Consider the following 25,170-nt stretch of genomic DNA (forward strand, 5'->3'; position numbering starts at 1 on the left):
GACTGCTGCGCGGCGCTTTAGATACTCATTTATTGCATCGACGATTTAAGCTTAGTGAATCTTTGCTCTGGGTAGCCGCGCCCTGTCTTTTCGCTCCTCCACACTGCAAGAGTATTGTGGGGGGCATGCAAACGGAAAGGCCTGCATTCGGCCTTTTGCGGGGGCGGCGAGGGGATAATGTAAAGTGTCATTGACTGGTTGGTCAGGCCAAGATTCAGCAGATCCGACATAGGCTGTACCCGAACAAAGTGGGATAATTGCGCCAAATACGTTTGCTGGAATATCAATACCGCCGAGGAGCTGGCCTCTGTGCATACTTGCCAGGTGGAGCAGGCGTTCTAATCTTCGCCCCAAGGTATGACAAATCCGCATATTTGACGGGTTAATTGAGTAATAGTTTTGACAGATTCCCATATTGAAGAATTTAAATTTACAGCCACTTGTCCCAAAGGGCTGGAGAATTTGCTTGCTCAGGAGTTGCTGACCCTGGGGGCCGAAGTTCAGCGGGAGCAACCTGCGGCCGTGCAGTTTTCTGGTAGCTTGGCGCTCGCTTATCGCTGCTGCCTCTGGAGTCGACTGGCAAATCGCATTATGTTGCAGGTGGATCAAGTGCGAATTGGCGGCGCGGATGAGCTTTACCGCGCCGTAGCGGCACAACCCTGGGAGCAACATATAGGGCCGTCAGGCAAACTTTGGCTGCACTTCTCCGGCACTAATCGGGAGATTCGTAATAGCCAGTTTGGAGCGCAAAAGGCCAAGGATGCAATTGTAGACCGCCTGCGCGCCAAGACAGGCGCAAGACCGAGCATTGATAAACATCACCCAGACCTGACTGTTGCCTTGCGCCTAAACCGGGATAGGCTGGATATCGCAATAGATTTGAGTGGTGAAAGCCTACATAAACGCGGCTATAGAACTCAAATTGGCGCGGCACCACTCAAAGAAAACCTGGCGGCAGCGCTGCTTTTGCGAGCGCGCTGGCCACAAATTGCAGCGGAAGGTGGGGCTTTGTTGGACCCCATGTGCGGTTCCGGAACCATCTTGATTGAGGCGGCTATGATAGCTGCGGATATTGCTCCGGGGCTATTCCGTGAAAGTTTCGGTTTTGAGCGCTGGCTAAACCACCAGAATGATATCTGGAATGAATTGCGTGAGGAGGCCCTGCAGCGTCGCACCGCTGGTTTGGGGAGGGGATTGCCGGAGATTCGCGGTTATGATGCGGATGCCCGAGTCCTCTTTGCAGCCGAAGCCAATATTGCCAGGGCGGGACTGGAGCGCTTTGTACGAGTCAGCTGTAGGCCTGTAGCGGCATTCAAAGTCCCGAGTCACCGGGAAGTCAAGCCGGGCTTGGTACTGACCAACCCCCCCTATGGTGAGCGACTGGGTGAACAGGAAGCCCTGCGGGAAACTTATGCGGAAATGGGGCGCCAGCTGAAAGCTGAGTTTTCTGGCTGGCAGGTGGGAATCTTCACGGGTAATCCCGAGCTGGGCTATTCCACCGGGCTGCGCTCCCACAAGCATTACCAGTTGTATAACGGTACTATTCCCAGCCAATTATTGTTGTTTCAGGTGCTCCAGCGGAGTGAGCGGGACCAGGCTTTGGGGAAAGAGCGCAAGCTTTCGGCTGAAGTGGAAATGGTGGCCAATCGCCTGCGCAAGAATCTGCGAACCACTGGCAAGTGGGCGAACAGAAATGGGGTCGATTGCTATCGTCTCTATGATGCCGACTTGCCAGAATACTCTGCAGCAGTGGACTTATACAGAGCGCTCGATGGCACTTTGTTTGCGCACTTGCAAGAGTATCGACCGCCTGCCAGCATTGATGAAGCGAAGGCGCGTAATCGCCTGCGTGACTTGCTCCGAGCTGTGCAATTTGTCCTGGATTTACCTCGTGCCAATATCAGTATCAAAGAGCGTCGCCGCCACAGCCATAAAGGCGGGCAGCAGGGGGGCGGCCAATATCAAAAGCAGGCTGAGGCTGGAACCACTTTGCGAGTGAAAGAGTATGGCGCTGAATTTGAAGTGGATTTGTGGAGTTATCTTGATACCGGATTGTTCCTCGATCACCGGCCTGTGCGCAAGCACTTGCGTGAGATAGCCTCTGGCAAGAAGTTTCTCAATTTATTCTGCTATACCGCCAGTGCGACAGTACAGGCTGCTCTCGGCGGTAGTGTGCAGAGCACTAGTGTTGATATGTCCAGGACTTATCAGTCTTGGGCTGCGCGCAATTTTCGCGCAAACAGTATGGACCCGTACAAGCATCAGCTGGTAGAGGCGGATTGTTTGCAGTGGCTCACCTCTGCACAGCAAAACCGCCGGGGCTATTATGACCTGATCTTCCTGGACCCACCGAGTTTTTCCAACTCCGCCAAAATGCATGGAGTGCTGGATATACAGCGTGATCACGCAAAGTTGATCCGCCAGTGCATGGTTTTGCTGGCCTCCGGCGGAACCCTGGTCTTTTCCAACAACTTACGCAGCTTCAAGATGGACGGGAATGTTCTCGAGAAATTTTCCGTTAAATCGCTACAGTTGCTGGATAAAGATTTTCAGAGAAACCCGAAGGTTCATAATGTATGGGAGATTCGGGCTATAGAGAATTAAAACAGTAACTGTGTAGAGCCAAGCATTATTGAAAAGCCCGAGCGCCAAGTGCCCGGGCTTTTTTGTTTCCTTGATTACTGTTAATTGAATTCCATCACCACTCGAATTCCCACATCCTTCGCGCGGGCACTGTCGCTAAGCCCCCTGCGATAATCCGCAGTAATCCTGTTTGCGGGGTCCCTCATTGACCCACCGCGCACACTGCGTAGCTTGCAGTTGACGATCTTCAGTGAGCTGGCATTGGTTTGGTGTTGATCATAGCCTGGCTGGTAGCAGTCTTGCACCCACTCGGCCACATTGCCCGCTGTATCAAAAAGCCCAAATGGGTTGGCTTCGTAGTGGCCAACAGGTGCCGTTTTTATCGTGAATAGGCCATTAAATTCACTGTTGCATCCGCGCCGGCAATTAGCTTTGCCTTGGGCATTAGTGTTTTGCCACCAGAAAGGTCCACTGATATTGCCTCGCGCTGCGAACTCCCACTCGGCCTCACTGGCTAAGCGGTAATTTTTACCGGTTTCTTTGGATAGCCACTCGACATATTTCTGGGCATCCCTCCAGCTCACGTTGATAACTGGCCGCTCTCCACGTCCCCAGCTCGCATCGCTGGGGCGGGCTCTGCCGGTTGCTAGGGCAAAGCGGTCATATTCCCCAAAGGTGATCTCATGGGAAGAAATGGCAAAGGGGTGTTGGATTTCTACCTTATGGGCTGGTCTGCTGGCTGAGTGTCTGTTGCTCCCCATGGTGAAACTACCTGGGCCTATTACAATCATTTCGGGTCCCTGCCCTCCCGAGGAGAGCCTTGAACGGATTTTCTTGCCTGCAACATAGGTTTGATCCAATTTTACAGACAAAGAGATGTCTTGATCTTCAATTTCGATCCAGCGGCGGACCTTGGCAAAGCCGCGTTTACTGATTTCCAAATCGTATTTTCCCGGCTTCAATTCGATCCCAGGTTGATAGCGCGGTGCAATGTTCATTATGCGTATGCGGGCGTCCTCTGGGCTTACCTTAACGGTGAGGGCATAAGTCTCGAGAGTATCCACGGGAGCCGTATCCAAGATAGGCGCGGTTGGTGGCGGGCTTTGGTTGGTCTCTGCCTGAGATGTTAATGGGGTTTTACTTGGGTCCAGGGGCACTTGGGAAGGATTATTGTTAAGGTTAGGCGTAAGCGTGTCGTCTGTACTAGCGTTAACTTGCAACAGGTCGGCTCGTGACTTTATTTCGTCACTACCCGCACTTTTTACCCCCTGGTGGTTGGAAAGCAAGAGTTCCTGGGGAAGTGTGGCGCTTGAGCGGCTGGCATCGTCGAGTGTTGGAAAACCAGTTTGCCATCCACTTTTAACGCTTACCAGGCTAAATTGCCCCCAGAAGAAAATCCCGGAAAAAACGATAATTATACTGAGAAACCACCAGCGGTTATGTTTGGGCGGTTCATTGAATAGTTGGCGCAACCGTACCAGGGTTTCTTGCTCTGTGCGCACTGGTTCAATTGGATCGGGGTTTGCCCTTCCTCTTCTCAAGATGCCCGTAATACGGTCCTTCAAACTACTAAATAGCGTGAGTATCAAGGCGCGAGCGAGGCTGGAAACCCCGATGGAGGCATTATTTAATTGGCTTATCTGGTTGTTGGGCTTGCCGGCAAGTGTCGCGACCAGTTGATCCGCAGCATCAGCGACCCCTAACCCGCGCTGGAATCGTTTATCGGGATCTTTTGCTAGGAAGCGGTCGATTAATGGCTGATAAAGAGCATGGCGCGCTGGAAGCCTGGGAATGGGGTCCGTTAAGTGTTTGATGGCGATAGCCACCGCCTCTTCAGCTTGGTAAGGCACTGCCCCGGTTAGCATTTCATAAAACACGACACCGAGGCTGTAGAGATCGGCACGGCCATCAATGGCGACTCCCCGGGCTTGCTCGGGGCTCATATAGTAGGGGGTCCCCACCACCATGCCGCTGTTTGTCATGCGGGTTGTGCGAGCGACAGCCCGGGCTACCCCAAAATCCCCCAGTACTGCAGAGCCATCTTCTCGAAAAAGGATATTTTCCGGCTTCAGGTCCCTGTGTACATAACCTTTGCTATGGGAGTGGTCGAGAGCCATGGCGATCTGTCGCACCACATTCAAGGCATCTAGCGGCTCCAGTGGGCCTTTGGCAAGCTTCTCGGACACTGAGCCGCCGGGCATATAGTCCATTGCGATATAGTTGAGGCTTTTATAGCGGCCGATATCGTGAATGCCGACAATATTGGGGTGGGATAGCTGGCCGACAATATTGGCTTCCCGCTGGAAGCGCTCACTGAAGATTGGGTCGGCATTCAGCACCGGCGACATAACTTTGAGGGCCACCTGGCGACCAACGCTACGCTGAATAGCCAGGTAAACAGTCGACATGCCACCCTGGTTAATCTTTTTGACGATGCGATAACCGGGAATTTGCAGCGACGAGCCGCCGCTGTTGACCACTTCCATAGTACGTTTTTGACCTGTCAAAGCAGCTGAGGCAGTCCGGTCGCAATGGCCGCGATGGCTCCGGCAGTAATTAGCAAGGCCGCGAGAATACGCCAGGCTTTCCTGCTGTTAGTGCCTGTTGTTGGTGTGTTATCGAAATGATCAGGGAGATTGCTGGGAGCTTCTGTGGGAGCTGGGGCTTGGGGAGGGGCGTCAATGACTTGTACGGTTATATTATCTTTACCGCCGGCATCAAGGGCGGCACTAATAAGGAGGTCTACTATGCGACGATTGTCTCTATTCTCAGCGATTATTCGCGTGATTTTTTCCTTTGCGACCTCTGAACTGAGGCCGTCACTGCAAAGCAGAAGTTTCTGTCCGGCGCCCCAGCGATAGGAAACCCGATCGATTTCTAACTTTGGGTTAGTACTGCCGCCGATACATCGGGTAATAACATGACGATTGGGGTGAGTTGCCGCTTCTTCAGAGTTAATAGCACCTGAGTCCATTAACATCTGGACATAGGAGTGGTCATTAGTTAGCTGACTGAGCTCACCATTCCTATTGCCCGGTGTCCACAAGTAGGCACGGCTATCACCCACCCAATAAATATGAAAGTAATCTCCTTCCTCCGCGAGAACAACCGCAGTCGAGCCCATATTAGCGGTGCTATGTTCATCACCTAAGAGTAAAGAGTGGGCTTTTTGTAGGGCATTTTCATAGTGGCGATCCGTTGAAGCGGATTGCTCGATTTCTTCTACGACGGTCTTGCTGGCGAGCTCTCCAGCATGGTGGCCACCCAGACCGTCTGCGACAACCCAAATCCCCTTATATTCATCGGCCCAATAAGCATCTTCGTTCTGTTCACGCCGATAACCGGGATGGGTGGCGCCAGCACTACGTGTGGTGCTTGGTGTGCGCTGAACTACTTCGCTTTGCCGCGAGACTTCGCGTACTTTGGCTTCACTCACTGGCGTGCAACTACCTGTTATATTATCTCATCATGATTGACGGGAATTGCCAGCCTGGCATTTGCCCGTATCTTCCCTGTGGCGCTGTAAGTGTACTTTATGTAGCCACATTTGTGACAGCAGCAAATAGCCGCCGTTGTATTGGCTAAATACTAGACCTTTAGACGATTGTAAGCTGCAAACCCAATCACAGGCTAATGATATTGCTCATGGTAAACTGCGCGTTACCGATAAATATGTGGGTTCCGGCAACTTTTTACTATTAGTTGAGGGCCTTGTCTGTCAGATGGCGCCTGACTTAAATCCCTTCGGGCTGAGGAGCGGCTTCGATGCTCAAACTATGTGATGTAAAAGACCCGGGTCAAAGTATTTGGCTGGTTTCACCTGGTGTAACTGTGGGGCGTGATCAGGGCTGTGATCTTTGTATTGCAGATGACTCGGTGGCGAAATTGCACTTAAAAATTGCTGTAAAAGGGGACCAGTTGGCGCTCGGCAATGTATTTGGAGGTGCCAGAGTATTAATTAATGGCAAGCCCGTCTCGACAAGTTGCCGGTTAAAGCTAAACGACCAAATTACAGTTGGTACCCGTACACTAAAAATTATCGACCCCAAGGTGACCAAGTTCAAAGCCACTCCAGCAAAAAATGTTGCCTGGGCTTTACGGGCAAATCACCGGGCTATCGCCGGTAAAGTCTTTCCCGTGAAGGACAGCGCAGTTGTCGGACGCTCGGAAGAGTGCGATATCACTTTCTCACTATCTCATCTATCGCGCCGTCACGCGCGTATGGAGGTGCGTGAGGGATTGTTATTTGTTATTGACCTGGGTTCTGCTAATGGTACTTATGTTAATAATCGCAGGGTTACCGAATCCCGAGTGCGTCGTGGCGATGACTTGCGCTTCGATACCCTCGGGTTCTCTGTGGTGGGTCCGGCAGATGATGTTGGCCGGACGGCTGTGAGACCTGCTCTTCCTGAGCTAGAGGTGATGAAATCTATGGATATTCCCCCTAACGAGCTGGCGAAAGAAGATGTCGCCCAGTCATCCTTAATGGTGTCAAACCATGAACCGCAGGGTGGTTTAGGGGAGGCTAAAGCCCAGATAGAGCGCAATGCAAATGTCCGAGTTTTAGGGCTGGCCTTTCTGTTGGCTGCCGGTGCGGCCGGTTATTACTGGGCGAATACTCAGGGAATTTTAGGATGAGCGGATCCTCTGAGCTGATTCTTTATACCACTCTGGGGTGCACCCTGTGTGAAAAGGCCAAATTAGAAATTTGGCCTTTGTTACAACAGTACGGATTGCAATTGCATGAAGTGGATATCGCCGATAGTGACGATCTACTGGAGCGATTTCACCTGACTATCCCAGTTGTGGGGCTCGGCAATCCTGACGATGTATTAGCCTGGCCTTTTAACCAGGCGCAGTTAGGAGAGTGGTTGGCGCAACGGGTGGGCTGATCATAACTTGTTACCGGCTTCATTTTCTCTCAGTAGCTGCAGTTTAGTACCGCTGCGATAAGCGTAAATAACCGTATAGGCTAGTACGTTTTGTACATACTTACGGGTTTCGCTGTAGGGGATTGTTTCAATCCAGACATCGTAGGGCAGGCGCTTGCGGGTTTCCTTCAGCCATTTGGTCACACGGGTAGGGCCCGCATTGTAAGCTGCAGCAGCGAGAAAGCGATTATTATCGAAGCGATTGAGCAGAGTGCTCAAGTAGAAACTGCCCAGTGCAATATTGGTGCTTGGACTGAGCAGGTCCCAACTTCGGCGGTAGCGTACCCCGGCACGGCGAGCCGTGGCGCGAGCGGTGGAGGGAAGTAACTGCATTAACCCCAAGGCGCCGGAATTGGATTTTGCGTCGTGGCTAAAGTGGCTCTCCTGGCGAGCGACTGCATAGATCATATAGGGCTCAAGGGGGGTGCTCTGTCGGCCTAGCTGGGCACTGACATCGTGGACTATATCCGCGAAGGCCAGTGGGAAACGTAATTCCAGGTCATCGAGGTAGTCGGCTGCGAGTACTGATTGTATCGACTTGCGGTACCAACCCCAGGCGCTAGCCACTTTACCCGCTGCCAGCAGCTCTTCGTGGCTCATGTCCTTAGTTGCATAGCGCCATTCCCTGCGCGCGTGAAAGAGTTCACCAATGGCCTGTAGCTCTCGAGCCCGCTGCAGGCTGGGGCGATTGGCCATCTGCTGAACCTGAATTGGTGTGATGGGAGCAGGTCTGTGTACAAAACTGTAATTCTGCCCTAGTGCATCGGCAGCAAGAAAACCGTAATAGCTGCGCTCTTGGGCGGCCTTTCGGTACAGGGCTGAGGATGCGTCTGAATGTGTCTTGCCGTAAAGCTCCTCCAGTGAGCGGGCTTTCCAGTAAAGCCAGCGATCATGTTTCTGTATTTCCGATGGTAACCGGTCGATCCAGAAGGCTACCTGCTCCCAGTCCAGCTCCCGTAGAGATTGGCGGGCCAGCCATTCAATTGAACGCCCATCGCTAATAGCGTGAATTTTGGTCAAGCGTAACAAACCCGGCATATCATCCTGGCGGGCAAACTCGCGAGCCAGGTGGCGCAGCATGGTTTCCTGCTCCGCATCGCTAAAGAGCAGGCTGGCACTGTAGCGCATCCAGGCCTTCTCAGCGGTTGAAGCATCCTTTCGCGCTAACCTATGTAGGCCGTGCAAAATGATTTCCCGGTTTTGCTGAGGGTTTTGCAAAAATCTGGAATGGTTGAGCAGTTGTTCAGGGTTTTTGTGTACTTTGCGTAGCTGGGTAGCTTTTTGGTGGTAGGAACCCTCCATCTTTCTGGCGATATAGCTTGCGAGCTCCAGGTTGCCCTCTTTGACGGCGAGCAAATGGCGTTTCCAGGCCATCTCTTGGGTGAGTCCCCCATCGCGCATCCAGCGAGCAAAGAGTGAATCGCATTCTTGCGCCTGGGAGTGCCCTACTAGCCAGAGTGTATTCACCTGTTGGTACGCTTCTTCTTTGTCTCCGTGTCGGGCCAAGGCATCGGCATAGTAGCAACGCAGGCTGGCGCTATTTTCTTCCTTGGGCTGGTAATAGCTCAGGAAAGTTTTGAATTGACCTTGGCGACCCAGTTCCTTGAGCAATCTCACGCGCATCCAGTCACCAATGGCGGTATTTTGATTGTCAACCAGGAATTGATCTATTTTATCCAGGGGCAGATGGCGCAATTTTTTACTGATCGCCCAATAATCCAGATAGGGTGTTAAGGGGTAGTCCTTTAGCTCGCTTTTCAGCTTGTTCAGTTTGCGCAAATCATTGTGTTTAATGGCCAGTCGAGCATTGCGTAGCTTCTCACGTTGGCTCGTCACAGCACTGGCTTTCCGCTCTTGTCCTGAGGCCATAACTGGCACAATCAGGCAGGTCCAGGTAAGCAGGAGTAGAGAAAGCAGGGCGGTTCTCTTTCCATCAGCTGGCATCACGGTTACCCCGACATTGTGTGTGCTCTCGCAAGTTTGCGAGACGACATGGTAAAAAAGCGTAAAATACCGGATTTTTCACAGGACCCGTAGCATCAGTTTCGCCTTTTGGATCTGGCGGGCTTGTATGTCGGGTTTGTTAATTGTAGTGCCTAATTATGTTGCTTTTATTGGATGGGGTCAGTCTTCGCTACGGGACCCAAGTGCTCGCAGACAATGTCAGTGCAAAGATTGAACGCGGTGATCGTATTTGCCTGGTGGGGCGCAATGGGGAGGGTAAGTCCAGTCTGTTGCGCTTGATCGCCGGGCAAGTGGATCCGGATGGCGGCGAAATAGTCCGTGCGAGTGGCATGGTTCTGGCAACCCTGGAGCAGGAGTTGCCAGCAGATTGCCTGGACTCGGTATACAGCTATGTGGCCAAGGGGCTGGGACAAATCGGAGAGGTGCTGGCCGACTATCGAATTAATCCCACGGCCGAACTTCAAGCGTGTATTGAACAAGCGCACGGCTGGGATCTTTTGCCGCGTGTAGACAGTGCTCTCGATCGGCTGGGGCTCAATGCTGAGGAGCGGGTTGCAGATTTATCCGGTGGCTGGCAGCGCCGCGCCGCGCTCGCACGCGCGTTAGTGACCGAGCCCGACCTGTTGATCCTGGATGAGCCTACCAACCACCTGGACATTGCTGCGGTGGAATGGCTTGAAAATTTCCTGGCCAGCTATCGAGGGGCCCTGCTGTTTGTGAGTCATGACCGGGCGCTGGCTCAGCGACTCTCCAGCACTGTTTGGGACCTGGATCGCGGAAATCTGCGCGTATTCCGCTGCCAATTCGAGCGCTATCAGGAGGAAAAAGAGAAGCTGTTAGAGGAGGAGGTTAAGAATGATGCACTGTTTGATAAGAAACTGGCCCAGGAGGAGGCCTGGATTCGTCAGGGGATAAAGGCGCGCCGTACCCGGAATGAGGGGAGGGTTCGCGCACTTCAATCCCTCAGGCGTCAGAGAGAGGCGCGCAGGAACCAACAGGGCGTTGCTCGGATGTCCCTCGATAGTGGTGAGATATCCGGCAGACTGGTAGCGGAGTTAACAGACGTTACATTTGCCTACCCAGGCGAGCCTCCGTTAATTCACGACCTCTCTTTTACCCTGATGCGCGGTGACAAAGTCGGCCTGATTGGTCCGAATGGTGTTGGTAAGAGCACCCTGATTCGCGTGTTGCTGGGGGACTTGCAGCCTCAGTCTGGCCATATACGCTTGGGTACCAAGCAGCAGGTAGCGTATTTTGACCAGCGCCGTGACCAGCTAAATCCTGAACTCACCGTGCTGGATAATGTTGCTGAGGGTCGGGATTCACTGACTATAGGTGGCAAAAGCCGCCATGTAATGTCCTATCTATCAGACTTTCTCTTCAGTGGAGTTAAGGCACGGACGAAAGTTGGCGCATTGAGTGGTGGGGAGCGCAATCGGGCCTTGCTGGCGAAGTTGTTCTCCCAGCCTGCCAATATTCTGGTTCTCGATGAGCCAACCAATGACCTGGATGTAGAAACCCTAGAATTACTGGAAAAGTTGTTGTTGGAGTTCAGTGGTACCGTATTGCTGGTGAGCCACGATCGAGCCTTCCTGGACAATGTGGTTAATTCCTGCCTGGCATTTGAGGGGAATGGCCATATTCGTGAGTATGTAGGTGGTTATGGTGATTTTATCCGCCAAGGGGGCAGCTTTGAGGCAGACACCAAGCCGGAAAATAGTGAAGGGAATAAGGTCTCTGAGTCTAAACTAACGCCAGAAGAGAGACGGGAAAAGCCGGCGAAGAAAAAGAAACTCAGTTATAAATTGCAAAGAGAGCTAGATAGTCTCCCGGTGTTGATAGAAGAGCTGGAGATGGAAATTAGCAGCATTGAAATCGAGGTAGCGGATCCCCAGTTTTACCAGCAGGAGCGGTCCCTGGTACAGGAGCGCCTGAATTTACTTACTGAGAAACAGTCTCAATTAGAAGCGGCATTTGAGCGCTGGTCGGAACTTGATAGCGGGGATGAGTAGCGGAGTTCTTTCGGGGGCTGTGCTAGGCATTAGCCCCCGCATCCGTGGCACCGGCTACCCCTCTTCAATATGAACGCGAACGGCCAATACATCGCATTTGGCGCCATGTAAAACCCCATTGGCGGTGGAGCCCAGCAACAGGGCAAGGCCATGACGACCATGACTGCCAATAACAATTAGATCTGCTTCAAGCTCCTTGGCCAAGCGGTGAATCTCAGAAGAGGGTTGGCCAAGGATGACATGCTGTCTTTCTGCAGGAATATTTAGTGCCAGAGCAGCTTTTTGTAGTTGTTCTTTGGCCTGATTCTGGAGTTGATCCTGAACTTCGGATAAATCCATGGGGATATCCCCGCCATAGGCAAATGTCAGGGGCTCAATGGCATGCACCAGGCTTACTTCGGCTTCGAATGCTCTCGCCAGTGAGGCGGCTTTTTCCAGTACCTGAGAAGACTCTTCTGAGAGGTCCAATCCAACCAAAATCCGTTGGTATTTCGCCATAATTCACTTACTCCTGTCCTTTTTGTGTGCCTTGAGAGTGCACCTTCCGACAGACATTTTCAGTCTACCGTAAAAAAAACTGATTGACATAGATCACGTAGGGCGCCGCACAATAGTCATTTTTTTCAACTGAGTAAGGAGCCGTTATGTCTGAGTGGCTGCCGGTGATTATCATTGGCTTTGCCATTGCACTGGTGTTGGGGCCGGTGATGTGGTTAAAACCCAACCAGCGGGACACACGCCTGGCCAATCTGCGCGGCCGTGCAGCGCGCGAGGGCATTACCGTCCAAATCCAAGCCCTGCCGCCGGCGCTGGATGAGGGAACGGCCGCTGTTTATTACTACCGTTGGAGTGATCGCAAGCGGTTGCAAATCGGTTGGGCTTTGCAGCGTCAACGAGTGGAGCACGAGCTGAATTTCGCTGGCAACTGGGACTGGAGAAATGGCCGTGCGGCGCCCAGGCCTGCCTGGAAATACCTGCATCAACTGGTGACGTCCATCCCCAATGATAGTTGCGCAATCATTGCAACCGATATCGGTTTGGGGGTGCAATGGCGTGAAAGTGGTGGCGAACAAGTATTTGCAAAGCTCTCCTCAGCCTTGGCGGAATACACGCCACTTATAGAGGAAACAATACGTAAATCCAGTCCGATAAAGCTCCCGGAAGACTAGCCTTCCCCGTTAATCAAGGGGTGGGAAGAGCGGTCTACAAAAGGGCTTTTTAGTGGCCCAGAGGGGTAAATTATTGTGACTGGCTAGGGAAAATTGTCAGCTTTGCTTGACCGCGCAGTAAGTGGGGCTTATATATTCGCGCAGCACAGGTCCGATCAAGGAGCCTAAAAGGGTTCCAGCGGCAGTAAAAATTTTATTTGAAATCAAAGGCTTATGGGTAAATCACTGGTCATCGTCGAATCACCGGCCAAAGCGAAAACCATCAATAAATATCTCGGCAAGGACTTTGTAGTGAAGTCCAGCGTCGGTCATATTCGCGATTTGCCGACTGGTGGGGGCAATAAGCAACCGGTTGACGCAAAGGAGCGCGCACGGCGCGCGGCTGAAACCCGCAAGCTGTCCCCTGAGGCAAAAGAGGCGTACAAGCGCAAGAAAAACCGGGAGCAGCTTATCAAGCGTATGGGCATTGATCCCGATCATGGTTGGCAGGCCCACTACGAAATCCTTCCCGGCAAGGAAAAGGTAGTTAGTGAACTACAAAAGCTTGCCCAGAGTGCCGACCATATTTATCTGGCGACGGACTTGGACCGTGAAGGGGAGGCCATTGCCTGGCATCTGCGTGAGGCGATTGGTGGTAACGACGACCGCTATCGCCGCGTGGTGTTCAACGAAATTACCAAGTCGGCGATCCAAGAGGCTTTTAAAGATCCGGGACGTCTGAATATCAACCGGGTTAACGCCCAGCAAGCGCGACGTTTCCTCGATCGAATCGTTGGTTATATGGTATCGCCACTATTGTGGGAGAAAGTCGCCAGGGGGCTCTCTGCGGGGCGCGTGCAATCCGTAGCCGTGCGCTTGGTAGTGGAGCGGGAGCGGGAGATCCGCGCGTTTAACCCTGAAGAGTACTGGACACTATTCGCTGACACGGCCACCAAAAAGGCGAACAAACTGCGCCTTGAAGTGAAAAAACAGGCTGGTGAGGCGTTCCGGCCAACTAACGAAGCCGATGCGAGAAGTGCAACACAAAAGCTGCAATCCAGCGAATTTGTTGTCAGTGGCCGCGATGATAAGCCCACCAGCTCCAAGCCTGGTGCGCCCTATATTACGTCGACTCTGCAACAGGCGGCCAGCAATCGCCTGGGCTTCAGTGTCAAGAAAACCATGACTCTGGCTCAGCGCCTGTATGAAGCGGGCCATATTACTTATATGCGTACCGACTCGACCAACCTTAGCAAAGAGGCAGTGGAGTCTGCGCGGCAGTACATTGGCGACAACTACGGTGATAAATACCTGCCGGAAACGCCAAACAGCTACAGCAGCAAAGAGGGCGCTCAAGAGGCGCACGAAGCGATTCGCCCCTCTGATGTGCGTGTGGCCCCCAATATGCTGTCAGGTGTGGAGCGTGATGCGGAGCGGCTTTACAACCTGATCTGGCAGCAGTTTGTTGCCTGCCAAATGACTCCCGCACAATTTACCTCCACTTCCATTGTGGTGAGCGCCGGTGAGTTTGAGCTGCGCGCCCGCGGCAGGGTTATCCGCTTCGATGGTTTCCTTAAAGTCGCGCCGCCAGCAGGTAAGAAAGATGAAGATCTGGTGCTGCCGGATGTGAAGGTTGGGGACAAACTGGCCCTGGAAAAGCTAGATCCAAAACAGCATTTTACCAAACCACCGGCTCGTTTCAGCGAGGCGGCCCTGGTAAAAGAATTGGAAAAACGCGGTATTGGTCGTCCCTCCACTTATGCCTCGATTATTTCCACCATCCAGGATCGTGGATACGTACGTCTCGAGAATCGCCGTTTCTACGCAGAGAAAATGGGCGATATCGTTACCGATCGACTGAGCGAAAGTTTCAAGAATTTGATGGACTATGGGTTTACTGCAAGCCTGGAAGAATCCCTGGATGCCGTGGCTGATGGTGATAAAGGCTGGAAGCAGTTGCTCGATGAATTTTACCAGGACTTTTCCTCTCGACTCGAAAAGGCCCAGTCCTCCGACGCAGGGATGCGTCGCAATACGCCGACAGATACGGATATTGAGTGCTCAAAGTGCGGTCGCCATATGCAGATTCGCACCGGCTCTACAGGAGTATTTCTTGGCTGTTCTGGTTACGCCCTGCCCCCCAAAGAGCGCTGCACGAATACGATGAACCTGGTTTCAGGTGATGAAGCGGTCGATGCAGACATGGATGAAGAGGCAGAGTCCCGGTTGCTGCGGGAAAAGCGCCGCTGCGCCAAATGTGGTACGGCGATGGATAGCTATCTTCTTGATGAGCACCGCAAACTGCATATCTGTGGCAATAATCCGGATTGCAGTGGCTACGAAGTGGAGCAGGGTACCTTTAAAATTAAGGGCTATGACGGTCCAATTATCGAATGCGATAAGTGTGGCAGTGATATGCAGTTAAAGTCAGGTCGCTTCGGTAAATATTTTGGTTGTACCAATGAAACCTGTAAGAACACGCGTAAGCTGTTGAAGAATGGCCAGCCTGCCCCTCCCAAAATGGACCCGGTACCTATGCCGGAGTTGGCTTGCTTAAAGGTAGAAGACCACTACATCCTGCGTGATGGAGCTTCGGGCTTATTTCTTGCAGCCAGCCAGTTCCCCAAAAATCGAGAGACTCGCGCTCCCCTGGTTAGAGAGTTGCTCCCGCATAAAAGCGAGATCGACCCCAAATACAGTTTCCTATTCTCAGCACCTGTAGAGGATGATCAGGGGCGGGACACTGTAATTCGTTTTAGCCGCAAGACACAGGAACAATATGTACAGTCTGAAGAAGAGGGCAAAGCGACTGGTTGGCGAGCCTTCTATCGAGATGGTGGTTGGCAGGTTGAAGCTGGCAAGGCTACTACGGCGAAACGTAAACCTGTACGTAAGAAAGCGGCTGCAAAGAAGTAAATGAGTAACCCCTATACTGGCCAGGTTGCTTCAGCCTTGCGCAAAGCCCAGCTGTTGTTGCAGATGACCTGTGAAACGCCACTGCAAAGGACTGCGCTGGAGGAAGGGGTAATATTGCAGCTCTGGAAAGCCTACAAGGCTTTCCTCGCTGAATTGTCCCATCAATTGCAGCTGGATATTGAGCCTGAATCCCTGCAGATCATCGCAGACAGCCTAGAGGCTCAGGGGCGGGCCAGCAATGAAGTTAAGGAGCTACAGCAGTTGGGCTCTGAGTCTGATACCTGGCTGAGCCAGCTGCTGTTGATCTGGAGCCGGTTACTAAGCCTTTCCCCGAGTCCAGAGCCCATACGCAAAGGGGCCAACCTTATCCCTCTGCACAATGTTGCCAGTCCCGTACCTTTGGTTGTTTCTGCTGAAGTGCTACAGGAATGGCATGCGGCCCTGAGTGAGTTGGTACATCGGCAGCGCGCCAATTTGGAAGAGTGTTGAACCGGATACCTGCGTAGTTTCTTCCTTGTAGTTTGCGCCCACTGATACTTTTAAAAAGCCTGTGGTACACTTGGCGCAAACTGATGTGCCGTGAAGGAAAATCGAATGTCCTCAGAAACTTTTGAAATTATCGAGCTGGCCAATGGCGACGTGGCATTGCGCCGTGCCGGCCACAAGGAGGACCCTCTGGTGAGTATTCATTTCTCAGCCGAGAGTCTCCAGTTTCTGAGAAAACATAAAGTGGCCGTGGCCCGTGCAATGCTGGAAGCTGGTATTGAGGCAGTACAGAATTTGAATGATCTGGAGCCCGGGTACTTTGAGGAAGAAGATGAGTCAATGCCGGTTAATCACACGATTCACTAATTGAAAGGTTAACGCAGATTTGAAACAACAGCGGCCAAAGGCCGCTGTTGTTGTTTTAGCCGGGGGCTATTGGTTGGGTAGTTAAGGGGTCTGGCGAATGACACCTACCGCCAGCCCCTCGATGACAAAATTCTTGTCCCGCATATCCACCTGGATGGTTTCAAAATCTTCATTTTCTGGCAGTAGTTGCACAGTTGCCTGATTGCCTTTTCGGCGAAAGCGTTTCACGGTTACCTCTTCGTCAATACGAGCTACGACAATCTGGCCATTCCTGACTTGCTCGGTTTTCTGTACTGCGAGAAGATCGCCATCCAAAATACCTGCGTCACGCATACTCATACCATGTACGCGCAACAGGTAGTCTGCTGGGGGGTGGAAGAAGCTGGCGGGGAGGTCGCAATAATCTTCGATATGCTCAGCTGCCAGAATGGGGCTGCCCGCCGCCACGCGCCCGACAATCGGCAAGCCCGATTGATGGTCGGGAATGCGAATTCCCCTGGAGGCGCCAGCGACCATCTCAATAGCCCCTTTTCGCGCTAGTGCTTTCAGGTGCTCTTCAGCGGCATTTGGCGAACGGAAACCCAGCTCTTGAGCGATCTCTGCTCGGGTCGGAGGATAGCCTGTATCGTCCAGATAGGCTTTGATCAGTTCTAAAACTTGAGTCTGACGTGCGGTGAGATTGGTCATAGAGTTACCTAGTTTTTCTGTATTTATATACAGTTGCTGGGATTATATACAGAATTAAGGTTCACGCAATCCTCACTCCCTCTCTCTTCATAAGCTGCTACATTGTTTATGAAAACAAGGCATGAAGACGATAGTTGAAAGACCTGACAGCGAGGGAAAAGAATAATGCTAGATGTAAAAATGCCAGAGGCCTGGCGAGTTCTACGCATACAGTCTGAATTGGTCGATGGAATAGAGCGTTTGGTGCCGCTCAGTGGGGCGGTAACCGTTTTTGGGGGGGCGAGATTTACCGAGGACAGTCCGGAATATCAACAGGGGGTAAAGTTGGGAGAGCTGTTGGCGGCGGAAGGTGTCCCGGTTATTACTGGTGGAGGTCCGGGACTGATGGAGGCCTGCAATCGAGGCGCTTTCGATCAACCCGGCACTTCAATTGGGCTAAATATTGAGCTGCCATTCGAGCAAACAGCGAACCCTTACCAGGATATCAGTTTAAATTTCCGATACTTTTTTGTTCGTAAATTTATGTTCGTTAAGCATGCCGTAGGCTTTGTAGGATTACCTGGAGGCTACGGAACACTGGATGAGCTGTTTGAAGCACTAACCTTGGTACAAACGCAAAAGGTGCGGCGTTTTCCAATAGTGCTGGTGGGTAAACGCTACTGGACGGGGCTTTATGACTGGTTGGTAAACACTGTGCTTGAGCGCAATTGTATTGATGCTAGTGATCTGGACTTGTTCCATATCGTCGATACTGTCGAAGAGACAGCGGACTTGATTATGAAATATATGCGTACTAGGGAATAACTAAAAGTAATTCAATTAGTGTTTTTAGGCTTCCCCCCATTTCAACCTCTCTAACTTACGAGGCAGCCCGTAGCCCATTTCAGGAAACCTAACTTTGCCTATTTTCGGTCCCCAATTATCGAGACTTGCTAGTTTAACAGACCTCTTATTATCTGCTCTGGAAAGTAGGCCAGATGAGACGGCACTTGTATCTGGAAATCAAATATGGACCTGGCGACAATTACAGCGGGATATTGATGCTTTTGCACTGGGCTTGGCCGCAATGGGGTTACAGGAAAGTGATCGAATCGCATCTTTGATGCCCAATCGAGGCGAGACTCTTATCTTTTATCTCGCATGCTTGAAAATTGGTTTGGTTGTAGTTCCATTGAACTATCGATATACATTACCTGAGATTGACTATGCCCTTGAAGTGAGTGGCGCAGTAGCGTTGAGTGTGAGTGCTGAACGTGGCGAGGATATTTGGGCAAGTAAATTTATCAGTAAATTGAAAAAAGGTGTTCTTTCTTTTGGTGGTGTAATTGAAAATGCAAGACGCGTTGAAGACTTGGTGGAAAGCAAGGGGAAAATTACTGACTTACCTGTAGCGGACATAAATGACTCCGCATTTCTATTTTTTACTTCAGGTAGTACAGGTAAGCCAAAAGGTGTCATCCATAGCTTGCTTTCTTTTGGGTCCATTGTGGCGAGTTTTGCCGCTGCGCTGGATTTATCACCGGACGACACTGTCCTGCCTGGAGGCCCAATCGCACATGTTGGATCACTTTCAACGGCCTTGGCAGCGTTTTCAGTAGGAGCGACGGTGGTCATTCCACACAGTTTTGACGGTGAAGAAATTCTTTCGATATTACGGCGTAGCCGGCCAACTATCCTGGTGATGGTACCGGCGTTATTTATCGCTATGGAGCGCAACCCAAATGCCAGGCGTGAGGACTTTACCTCACTTCGTGTGTGCTTTACGGGGGGAGACAAATTTCCAGCAAACATTGCCACTGAATTTACCAACAAAACGGGGCTGATGATCCAGGAGGGTTATGGACTGACAGAAGCTCCAGACTGTCTTTTTAATCAGTCGCGCTCACCAGATAAAGCTGGATCTGTGGGCACTGTTGCTCCAGGCTACATCGTTAGCCTGCGTGATGATCAAGGAAGAGAAGTGGCACCTGAAGTCGATGGTAATCTTTGGCTCCGTGGGATTCCGGTGATGACTGGATATTGGCGGAATCCTCAAGCGAATAGGGAAGCATTCACCGATGGCTGGTTCGATACCGGCGATGTTATGCGTGTCGACCCCGAAGGCTGCTTCTGGTTTCGCGGTCGAAAGAAGCAGATCATTGTCCACGATGGCTCAAACTTATCACCTCAGGAGGTTGAAGAAGCGGTAATGGCGCATCCGTCTGTGGATCTCGCTGGTGTGATTGGTATCCACGATGATGCTCACGGGGAGAACTTATGGGCTTATATTACCTTGAAGAAAAATGCACCTGTGCCTTGTGTTCAGGAGGTCATACGTTGCGCGAGGGAGCGCGTTGGATACAAAGCTCCAGAAGTGATCGAAATCCTGGATGCCATGCCAATAAACCCAACAGGGAAAATTGACAGAGTAGCCCTCAAGAAACTCGCGGAAGCGCAGTTGGTGCAAGACAGTAACAGCTGAATATAGTCAAAAGGATTGCGGTCAGGGGAATGGCCAAACCTATGGCTAGAATTCTCGCAAATCTTAGCTTCAATACTATTCTGGACAATTTTTTGGAGTTTATCTTGGTTGTGGGGGTTGACGCTTCGACTGGCCTGGGTCACCAGGCACAGCTTTGCCCAGCCGTCCAGAGCTGGATTATGATGAACTCAGCTATCGACTCTCAGCTGAGCGCTGATGACTATGGCACAGCCACTGGTGTGGATTTTTACCGCAAAGTAATCATCTAACCTTTCGGTCTTCCTATAACGCCTTCCTAAAATTTCTTAAGCTAATTAACGCAATCTTAAATTCAGGCGGGCACTTATTATATTGAAAGGCACAATGCGCCCTTAGTCCGACAGTGGAATATGCTACTCTGGCGGGAGTTAAACAGTTGTTTTAAATGATGGTTTGAGACTTATGAGTCAGACGGATACTGTCACCCGCATTTTGGATGCTGCAGAAGCCCTGTTCGCTGAGCGTGGTTTTACCGAGACTTCTTTACGGACAATTACAAGTACAGCGGGAGTCAACCTGGCTGCGGTCAACTATCACTTCGGTTCCAAGAAAGAGTTGATTCAAGCGGTATTCGAACGCTTCCTAACCCCTTTTACCGATGCTCTTGAGGCGGAGCTGGATCAGCGCGTCGCAACAGGTGGAACACTCCGGGTCGAAGACTTGGTGGGGAGCCTTTTCCGCGTCGGATTGGGTGGTTTGAGTGAACGGGGGCTCGACCCGCAACGTTTTATGCGTTTGCTGGGACTGGCCTACACGCAGTTCCAGGGGCACTTACGCCGCTTTATAGTGGCTCGATATGGTAATAGTTACCGTCGCTTTGCCGGTTTGTTGGCGCAAGCCTTACCGGGGGTGGACCCCGTCACCTTCTACTGGCGCCTTTATTTTATGCTGGGTGCCACCATCTTTACTTTGTCGAGTTACGATGCCATAGAAGCTATTCTGAGAGAGGATTTTGGTGCGCAGAGCAGCCTGCCGGAAACTCTGGAGCGCTTGGTGCCAGCGGCTTCAGCAATGCTGAAAGTGGAGGCCGGTTAACCCCAGGCGGTTGAGCTGGTGGATAAAAGAGGAGTCGAATATGTCTGCACCCCCAGGACCGGTTATGGTCGATATCGAGGGGCTTGAACTCACCGATGAGGATTCTGAGCTACTACGCCACCCCCTTGTGGGTGGGTTGATTTTCTTTTCCCGTAACTATCGCGATCGCGCGCAGTTACAGGAGTTGGTGACTGCTATCCGAGGGATACGCCCGGAGATTTTGTTGGCGGTGGATCAGGAAGGTGGCAGAGTACAGAGATTCCGTGAGGATTTTACACGCTTGCCATCTATGCAACTATTAGCCGCGGTAGCGAGCGAAGAGCAATTGCAGGATGTAGGCTGGCTATTAGCAGCGGAACTTCTCGCCGTTGGGGTGGATTTCAGCTTTGCCCCAGTGCTGGATGCAGATGAGCGCTACAGCAGGGTGATCGGTGACCGCAGCTTCTGTGTAGACCCCCAGCGCTTAGCAGCATATGTGCGGCCGTTTATGCGGGGAATGCGTGAAGCGGGGATGGCGACAACGGGCAAGCATTTCCCTGGACATGGCCATGTACTTGAGGATAGTCATGTGGAATTGCCGGAGGATGATCGCACCCTAGAGCAGGTGATGGGGTCAGATGCCTTGCCATTTGTCGATTGTATTGCGACGTCAGAGTTGAGCGCGGTAATGCCTGCGCATATCCGCTTTGTGAATATCGATAGCCAACCCGTGGGATTCTCCCGCTACTGGCTGCAGGATATTCTGCGGGGGCGTTTGGGTTTTGACGGCGTAATCTTTAGCGACGACCTATCGATGGAGGGGGCTGGAGCCGCCGGCGGCTATGGAGAGAGAATTCGAGCGGCCCTGGAGGCGGGCTGCGATATGGGTGTGGTGTGTAACAATCGAGCCGGCGTCCTGGAGGCGCTTGCGGCATTGCGGGGCAACCTTCCCCAGCGAGAGTCCGTTGAGCGACTTAAGGCCATGCGTGGCCGGCCGTCGATCACTTCTTGGACAGAACTGGAAAAGAGTGCGCGCTGGCACAGAACCCGCGAGTGGTTAGCTTCGATAATGTCCAGAGGAAATTGAGGGCATAGTACCGGCACGGGGCTTGATAGCCGAGAAAGCAATAGTGGTACCGGGCCTGATTTTAAAAAGCGGAGGGGGTATTCGTGGAATCCGTAGAAAGCATACTGTTGTCGTGGCTTGGTGAAAACCATGTCTGGATAGTATGGGTTTTCCTCATAGTGTTGGTTTCTGTATTGGGGGCCTGGATCTTTGGTCGTTTTGTACAGCGCTTGGCTGTACGGGCAGAGAAGACCGTCAATCCCTGGGATGACGCCTTGGTTGGCGCTCTGTCCCCGCCTGGGCAGGTGCTTGTGTGGCTATTAGGGCTGACTATTGCCGCACAGCGTGCAGGGAAGGCTACCGGGGCTGAAATTTTCTCTCTGGCTGAGCCGGCGCGGGAAATAGGGCTAATCTTCGTGCTCTCCTGGTTTGCTTGGCGCTTTTCCCATAGCGCGGAGCGTAACCTGTGTAATCCCCGCTATATTGGCAAGCCGATGGATGCCACTACGGTGAGGGCGATCGGTAAACTGGTGAGGACATCTATCGCCATCACAGCCGGTATAGTGATTATGCAGTTCCTCGGCTACAGCGTCAGTGGGGTGCTGGCCTTCGGTGGGATTGGTGGTCTGGCGGTGGGTTTTGCAGCCAAGGATCTGCTGGCCAACTTCTTTGGTGGCCTGATGATCTACCTGGATCGCCCCTTTGCGGTTGGAGATTGGATACGCTCTCCGGATAAGGAGATCGAGGGGACGGTCGAGGATATCGGCTGGCGACTGACCCGCATACGCACTTTCGATATGCGCCCGGTATATGTGCCAAACGGTGTGTTCACCCAGATTTCTGTAGAGAACCCCTCAAGGATGCTCAACCGCAGAATCTTTGAGACCATAGGCATTCGCTATGAAGACGCCCACTTGATGGCGGTGATAGTGGCTGATGTTAAGAATATGTTACAGCAGCACCCCGAAATAGATTCTAACCGGACCCTGATAGTCAACTTCAACAGTTTTGCTGCCTCTTCGCTGGATTTCTTTATATATACCTTTACCAGAACCACCGATTGGGTGCGATATCATGAGATTAAACAGGATGTACTGTTAACTATCCTTAAAATCGTGGAAAGGCATGGTGCATCCTGCGCGTTCCCGACCTCGACAGTGCATATTGCTGATATTCCTTCATTAGCGCGAGAGGCCGCGTTAGACAGTTGAGTATCGGGAGTGCAATAAGGTACATATGGTTAGTTTATATATGGGGCTGTGTGAAATTTTGACGGTTAATTACGCATATTGGTAAAAACGTAGTATTTATTTCACATAGAAACCTAGACACTGGCGCTGTTTTATCTAAGAATCAGGTTACGTCCTTTGGGGATCTGCCTAAAGGGTTAAGCAAGATAGCATTCTGCATGGAGCAGTCTGTTAACAATGGGGTGGCGTTTGCCCCTCTTGCCGAATGCAGTAATGAGGTAATAGAGGTAGGCGCAATAACAATAATGAGGTTTTCTCAATGAGTGATCGCGTTACAGGTACTGTGAAGTGGTTTAATAACGCACGGGGTTATGGCTTCATCACCTGTGGAGAAGGAACTGAAGACATTTTTGTTCACTATCGCAGCATTCGCGGTGAGGGTTATAAAACTCTTAACGAGGGACAGTCGGTAGAGTTTGAAATGCAACAAGGTGACAAAGGACTGCTGGCGGAAGATGTTGTTCCCTGTGAGTGATTCTCGGATCGCTCGTTGAAAGAACTGTTGTCGTGTAGAGTTGTGCGGATTTCCTACTGCCTGCTCTGCCAGCGCCTCTGGAAAGGCGGGCTGGTTGGCTCGCTTTTCTATTTCCCATCTCTGCTCTTATTTTTTTTCCCTGCTGGTGAGCAGATATTTTTTATTGTGACTTGATATCTCCTTTTGGTTTGGATACTCGTCTTTGCTGTATGCCGGCTTATTTTCTTACAGTTCAGTTTGTTGAATCCGATGAATATTCATTGGGTGGTTCTAAAAAATTGAAACTTATTTGATGTTTTTAGAGGCTATTTCGACTGGTGGAATTTAGAAAACTCTATTCTTTTATTGGGTAAATGCTAGGGCAATAAAAACCGGATTTTTTGACTGTTATGGAACGGGTGGTTTACATATGGCCGGATCTAACCTATTCCATGATTATGGGTGGTGGTTGTTCAACTTTATTGTTTTCTGGTATCGAATAAATTTTTGCAGGCTTGCATGTTAGTGGAGCTGTTTATACTAAAAAGAGGGAAAGAAAGAACACACTGCGTCCGGAACCGTATGAGGCATGGATGCCGATTACGAACTTACAGGGATGTATTCACAGCGCGTATCGAGTGCAGTGTATTCTTTCCTTCTGACCCAGTAGTAATTTTAGTAATGTAATATTTTTATTTTATTGGGTTTTCATATTTGTAACGTTGTTCTCATTAATCGGGGTATCTTTGTTATTTTCCTCTTTTGGTTTGGCTACTGCACGGATTTCTATCAGGATGCCAAAAGCGGGATGGTCAATGTAGTGTAATTGGCCACTGCGTAAACGACGCTCGTGCTGTAACCGGGCTGCGTGGGCAACATAGACCGCTTGCTCAGTCTCCAGCTGGGGCTCTCCCAAGGTGATGGGCTCGTAGTTCCCAAGGGAGTACTTGTCTTCTTGTAACGCCAGGCCGTCATAGGAGCCGTTATTATTTGCCGGTTGCGCTGAGCTTAATACCCTTAGGGGAGTTTCGGCAGCGGCGCGGGGGCGCCTGGGTAGTAATATACCTTCCTCTGCTGTCGCAGCCGTGGAAAAATCACTCAGCCAAAGATTGGTGCTGATGTGCAGGTAGCGAGACACGCTCAGTGTTACAGAGCCGCCCAGTTGATTATACCCCTGGAAGCTGTCCCCACCGTCAATCAGGATCGCGGGGGAGTTACGCTTTTGCTTTAGTACCTGCCGCCAGGCTTTATGAAATAGGACTTTGTCGCCACCCCTTGCCAGGGCACTTGCTTTGTTATCCAGTATTGTGGGTGCGGGGGAGAGGAGCAGGCTGGAAAGTGGTCTCTCCTTTGTTTCGTCACTGCTAAAGTCCGCTGATTCAAGGCCCCGGAGTTCCTCCTCTTTAGCCAATTCTCCACCGAGGTCAGCTTCAGGCTCAGCCAAGAAAAGCGTTTCGGTGGTGACTGGTGCATTTTTATTTTGAGTCTCGAAATCCACCCAGCGGGAGGGGTACTCCAGGCGTGGGCTTGCTGGCCAGGTTTCATTAGTCCGTGCCATACCCTGGGGACGTTCGAAGATAATCATTTCAATTTCGAAGGTGCTGCCGGCATAGTTGGCCGCCTGGGTGCCAGCGGTGGCTAGGGCCAGGGCCAGGGTGGAGCAGAGGCGAGTAATCCTTGTCATGGTCATGGGGTTACCACTTGTCATCATTCTGTTGTCGGTACCTTGTGGAGAGGCCCGCAACCAGTTGTTGGTGCCGGTGATTTTGGCAGGGGGCTGCGCCCCTGTCGA

General features: G+C 51.6%; 21 protein-coding genes. 15 read left to right on the top strand and 6 right to left on the bottom strand.

Going from position 1 to position 25,170, the window contains the following annotated elements:
• The first annotated feature begins 399 nt into the window (after window positions 1-399).
• On the top strand, window positions 400-2,604 hold the full coding sequence (gene rlmKL / locus ACCI49_RS13665; protein WP_371839571.1) for a bifunctional 23S rRNA (guanine(2069)-N(7))-methyltransferase RlmK/23S rRNA (guanine(2445)-N(2))-methyltransferase RlmL: 2,205 nt from the start codon (window positions 400-402) through the stop codon (window positions 2,602-2,604).
• 80 nt (window positions 2,605-2,684) lie between these two features.
• Here rlmKL and ACCI49_RS13670 read toward each other — a convergent pair whose 3' ends face one another.
• Both ACCI49_RS13670 and ACCI49_RS13675 read right to left on the bottom strand, forming a co-directional pair.
• Entirely contained in the window at window positions 2,685-5,069 is a 2,385-nt protein-coding gene (locus ACCI49_RS13670; RefSeq protein WP_371839572.1) for a bifunctional serine/threonine-protein kinase/formylglycine-generating enzyme family protein, read from the bottom strand.
• A 17-nt stretch (window positions 5,070-5,086) separates the two neighbouring features.
• Window positions 5,087-6,019: a PP2C family protein-serine/threonine phosphatase gene (locus ACCI49_RS13675; protein ID WP_371839573.1), complete on the bottom strand. Its 933-nt coding sequence runs from the start codon at window positions 6,017-6,019 to the stop codon at window positions 5,087-5,089.
• A gap of 329 nt (window positions 6,020-6,348) precedes the next feature.
• Between ACCI49_RS13675 and ACCI49_RS13680 the strand changes: the two genes are divergently transcribed.
• The gene (locus ACCI49_RS13680; RefSeq protein WP_371839574.1) at window positions 6,349-7,221 is read left to right on the top strand and encodes an FHA domain-containing protein; all 873 of its coding nucleotides are present in this window, start codon (window positions 6,349-6,351) and stop codon (window positions 7,219-7,221) included.
• The gene (locus tag ACCI49_RS13685; protein ID WP_371839575.1) at window positions 7,218-7,475 is read left to right on the top strand and encodes a glutaredoxin family protein; all 258 of its coding nucleotides are present in this window, start codon (window positions 7,218-7,220) and stop codon (window positions 7,473-7,475) included. The genes ACCI49_RS13680 and ACCI49_RS13685 overlap by 4 nt, the downstream gene beginning before the upstream one ends.
• On the opposite strand, the gene ACCI49_RS13690 is transcribed toward ACCI49_RS13685, so the two are convergent.
• On the bottom strand, window positions 7,476-9,458 hold the full coding sequence (locus tag ACCI49_RS13690; protein WP_371839576.1) for a transglycosylase SLT domain-containing protein: 1,983 nt from the start codon (window positions 9,456-9,458) through the stop codon (window positions 7,476-7,478).
• A 158-nt stretch (window positions 9,459-9,616) separates the two neighbouring features.
• Between ACCI49_RS13690 and ACCI49_RS13695 the strand changes: the two genes are divergently transcribed.
• Window positions 9,617-11,491 carry an ATP-binding cassette domain-containing protein gene (locus tag ACCI49_RS13695; RefSeq protein ID WP_371839577.1) on the top strand — a complete coding sequence of 625 codons (1,875 nt, stop codon included), beginning with the start codon at window positions 9,617-9,619 and terminating at the stop codon, window positions 11,489-11,491.
• A gap of 54 nt (window positions 11,492-11,545) precedes the next feature.
• Here the strand turns inward: ACCI49_RS13695 and ACCI49_RS13700 are convergent, their stop codons facing one another.
• Window positions 11,546-11,989, bottom strand: a complete 444-nt coding sequence (locus tag ACCI49_RS13700; RefSeq protein WP_371839579.1) for a universal stress protein — start codon at window positions 11,987-11,989, stop codon at window positions 11,546-11,548.
• A 146-nt stretch (window positions 11,990-12,135) separates the two neighbouring features.
• Between ACCI49_RS13700 and ACCI49_RS13705 the strand changes: the two genes are divergently transcribed.
• The 4 genes from ACCI49_RS13705 to ACCI49_RS13720 all read left to right on the top strand — a co-directional run bounded on the left by ACCI49_RS13705 (window position 12,136) and on the right by ACCI49_RS13720 (window position 16,407).
• Window positions 12,136-12,660, top strand: a complete 525-nt coding sequence (locus ACCI49_RS13705) for a hypothetical protein (RefSeq protein ID WP_371839580.1) — start codon at window positions 12,136-12,138, stop codon at window positions 12,658-12,660.
• A gap of 213 nt (window positions 12,661-12,873) precedes the next feature.
• The gene (topA, locus tag ACCI49_RS13710; protein ID WP_371839581.1) at window positions 12,874-15,555 is read left to right on the top strand and encodes a type I DNA topoisomerase; all 2,682 of its coding nucleotides are present in this window, start codon (window positions 12,874-12,876) and stop codon (window positions 15,553-15,555) included.
• A complete protein-coding gene (locus ACCI49_RS13715; protein ID WP_371839583.1) occupies window positions 15,556-16,044 on the top strand; it encodes a DUF6586 family protein in 489 nt (162 codons plus the stop codon).
• A gap of 105 nt (window positions 16,045-16,149) precedes the next feature.
• Window positions 16,150-16,407, top strand: a complete 258-nt coding sequence (locus tag ACCI49_RS13720) for a hypothetical protein (protein WP_371839584.1) — start codon at window positions 16,150-16,152, stop codon at window positions 16,405-16,407.
• A gap of 81 nt (window positions 16,408-16,488) precedes the next feature.
• On the opposite strand, the gene lexA is transcribed toward ACCI49_RS13720, so the two are convergent.
• Complete coding sequence (lexA, locus tag ACCI49_RS13725; RefSeq protein WP_371839585.1) at window positions 16,489-17,094, bottom strand: transcriptional repressor LexA; 606 nt, start codon at window positions 17,092-17,094, stop codon at window positions 16,489-16,491.
• Between the two features lie 165 nt (window positions 17,095-17,259).
• On the opposite strand from lexA, the gene ACCI49_RS13730 reads away from it, so the two are divergent.
• The 7 genes from ACCI49_RS13730 to ACCI49_RS13760 all read left to right on the top strand — a co-directional run bounded on the left by ACCI49_RS13730 (window position 17,260) and on the right by ACCI49_RS13760 (window position 23,399).
• Window positions 17,260-17,898, top strand: coding sequence for an LOG family protein (locus ACCI49_RS13730; RefSeq protein WP_371839586.1), 639 nt, complete (start codon window positions 17,260-17,262; stop codon window positions 17,896-17,898).
• A 94-nt stretch (window positions 17,899-17,992) separates the two neighbouring features.
• Window positions 17,993-19,555: a class I adenylate-forming enzyme family protein gene (locus ACCI49_RS13735; protein ID WP_371839587.1), complete on the top strand. Its 1,563-nt coding sequence runs from the start codon at window positions 17,993-17,995 to the stop codon at window positions 19,553-19,555.
• A 41-nt stretch (window positions 19,556-19,596) separates the two neighbouring features.
• Window positions 19,597-19,824 (top strand): hypothetical protein, encoded by a 228-nt coding sequence (locus ACCI49_RS13740; protein WP_371839589.1) that lies wholly within the window; start codon window positions 19,597-19,599, stop codon window positions 19,822-19,824.
• Between the two features lie 172 nt (window positions 19,825-19,996).
• Window positions 19,997-20,629 carry a TetR/AcrR family transcriptional regulator gene (locus ACCI49_RS13745; RefSeq protein WP_371839590.1) on the top strand — a complete coding sequence of 211 codons (633 nt, stop codon included), beginning with the start codon at window positions 19,997-19,999 and terminating at the stop codon, window positions 20,627-20,629.
• A gap of 40 nt (window positions 20,630-20,669) precedes the next feature.
• Window positions 20,670-21,695 (top strand): beta-N-acetylhexosaminidase, encoded by a 1,026-nt coding sequence (gene nagZ / locus ACCI49_RS13750; RefSeq protein WP_371839591.1) that lies wholly within the window; start codon window positions 20,670-20,672, stop codon window positions 21,693-21,695.
• An 83-nt stretch (window positions 21,696-21,778) separates the two neighbouring features.
• Window positions 21,779-22,885 carry a mechanosensitive ion channel family protein gene (locus ACCI49_RS13755; RefSeq protein ID WP_371839593.1) on the top strand — a complete coding sequence of 369 codons (1,107 nt, stop codon included), beginning with the start codon at window positions 21,779-21,781 and terminating at the stop codon, window positions 22,883-22,885.
• Between the two features lie 298 nt (window positions 22,886-23,183).
• Entirely contained in the window at window positions 23,184-23,399 is a 216-nt protein-coding gene (locus ACCI49_RS13760) for a cold-shock protein (protein WP_346839895.1), read from the top strand.
• A gap of 676 nt (window positions 23,400-24,075) precedes the next feature.
• Here the strand turns inward: ACCI49_RS13760 and ACCI49_RS13765 are convergent.
• Window positions 24,076-25,062, bottom strand: coding sequence for a CsiV family protein (locus tag ACCI49_RS13765; protein WP_371839595.1), 987 nt, complete (start codon window positions 25,060-25,062; stop codon window positions 24,076-24,078).
• Between the last annotated feature and the right edge of the window lie 108 nt (window positions 25,063-25,170).

It is taken from the genome of Microbulbifer epialgicus (assembly GCF_041447265.1).
Classification (GTDB): Bacteria; Pseudomonadota; Gammaproteobacteria; order Pseudomonadales; family Cellvibrionaceae; genus Microbulbifer; species Microbulbifer epialgicus.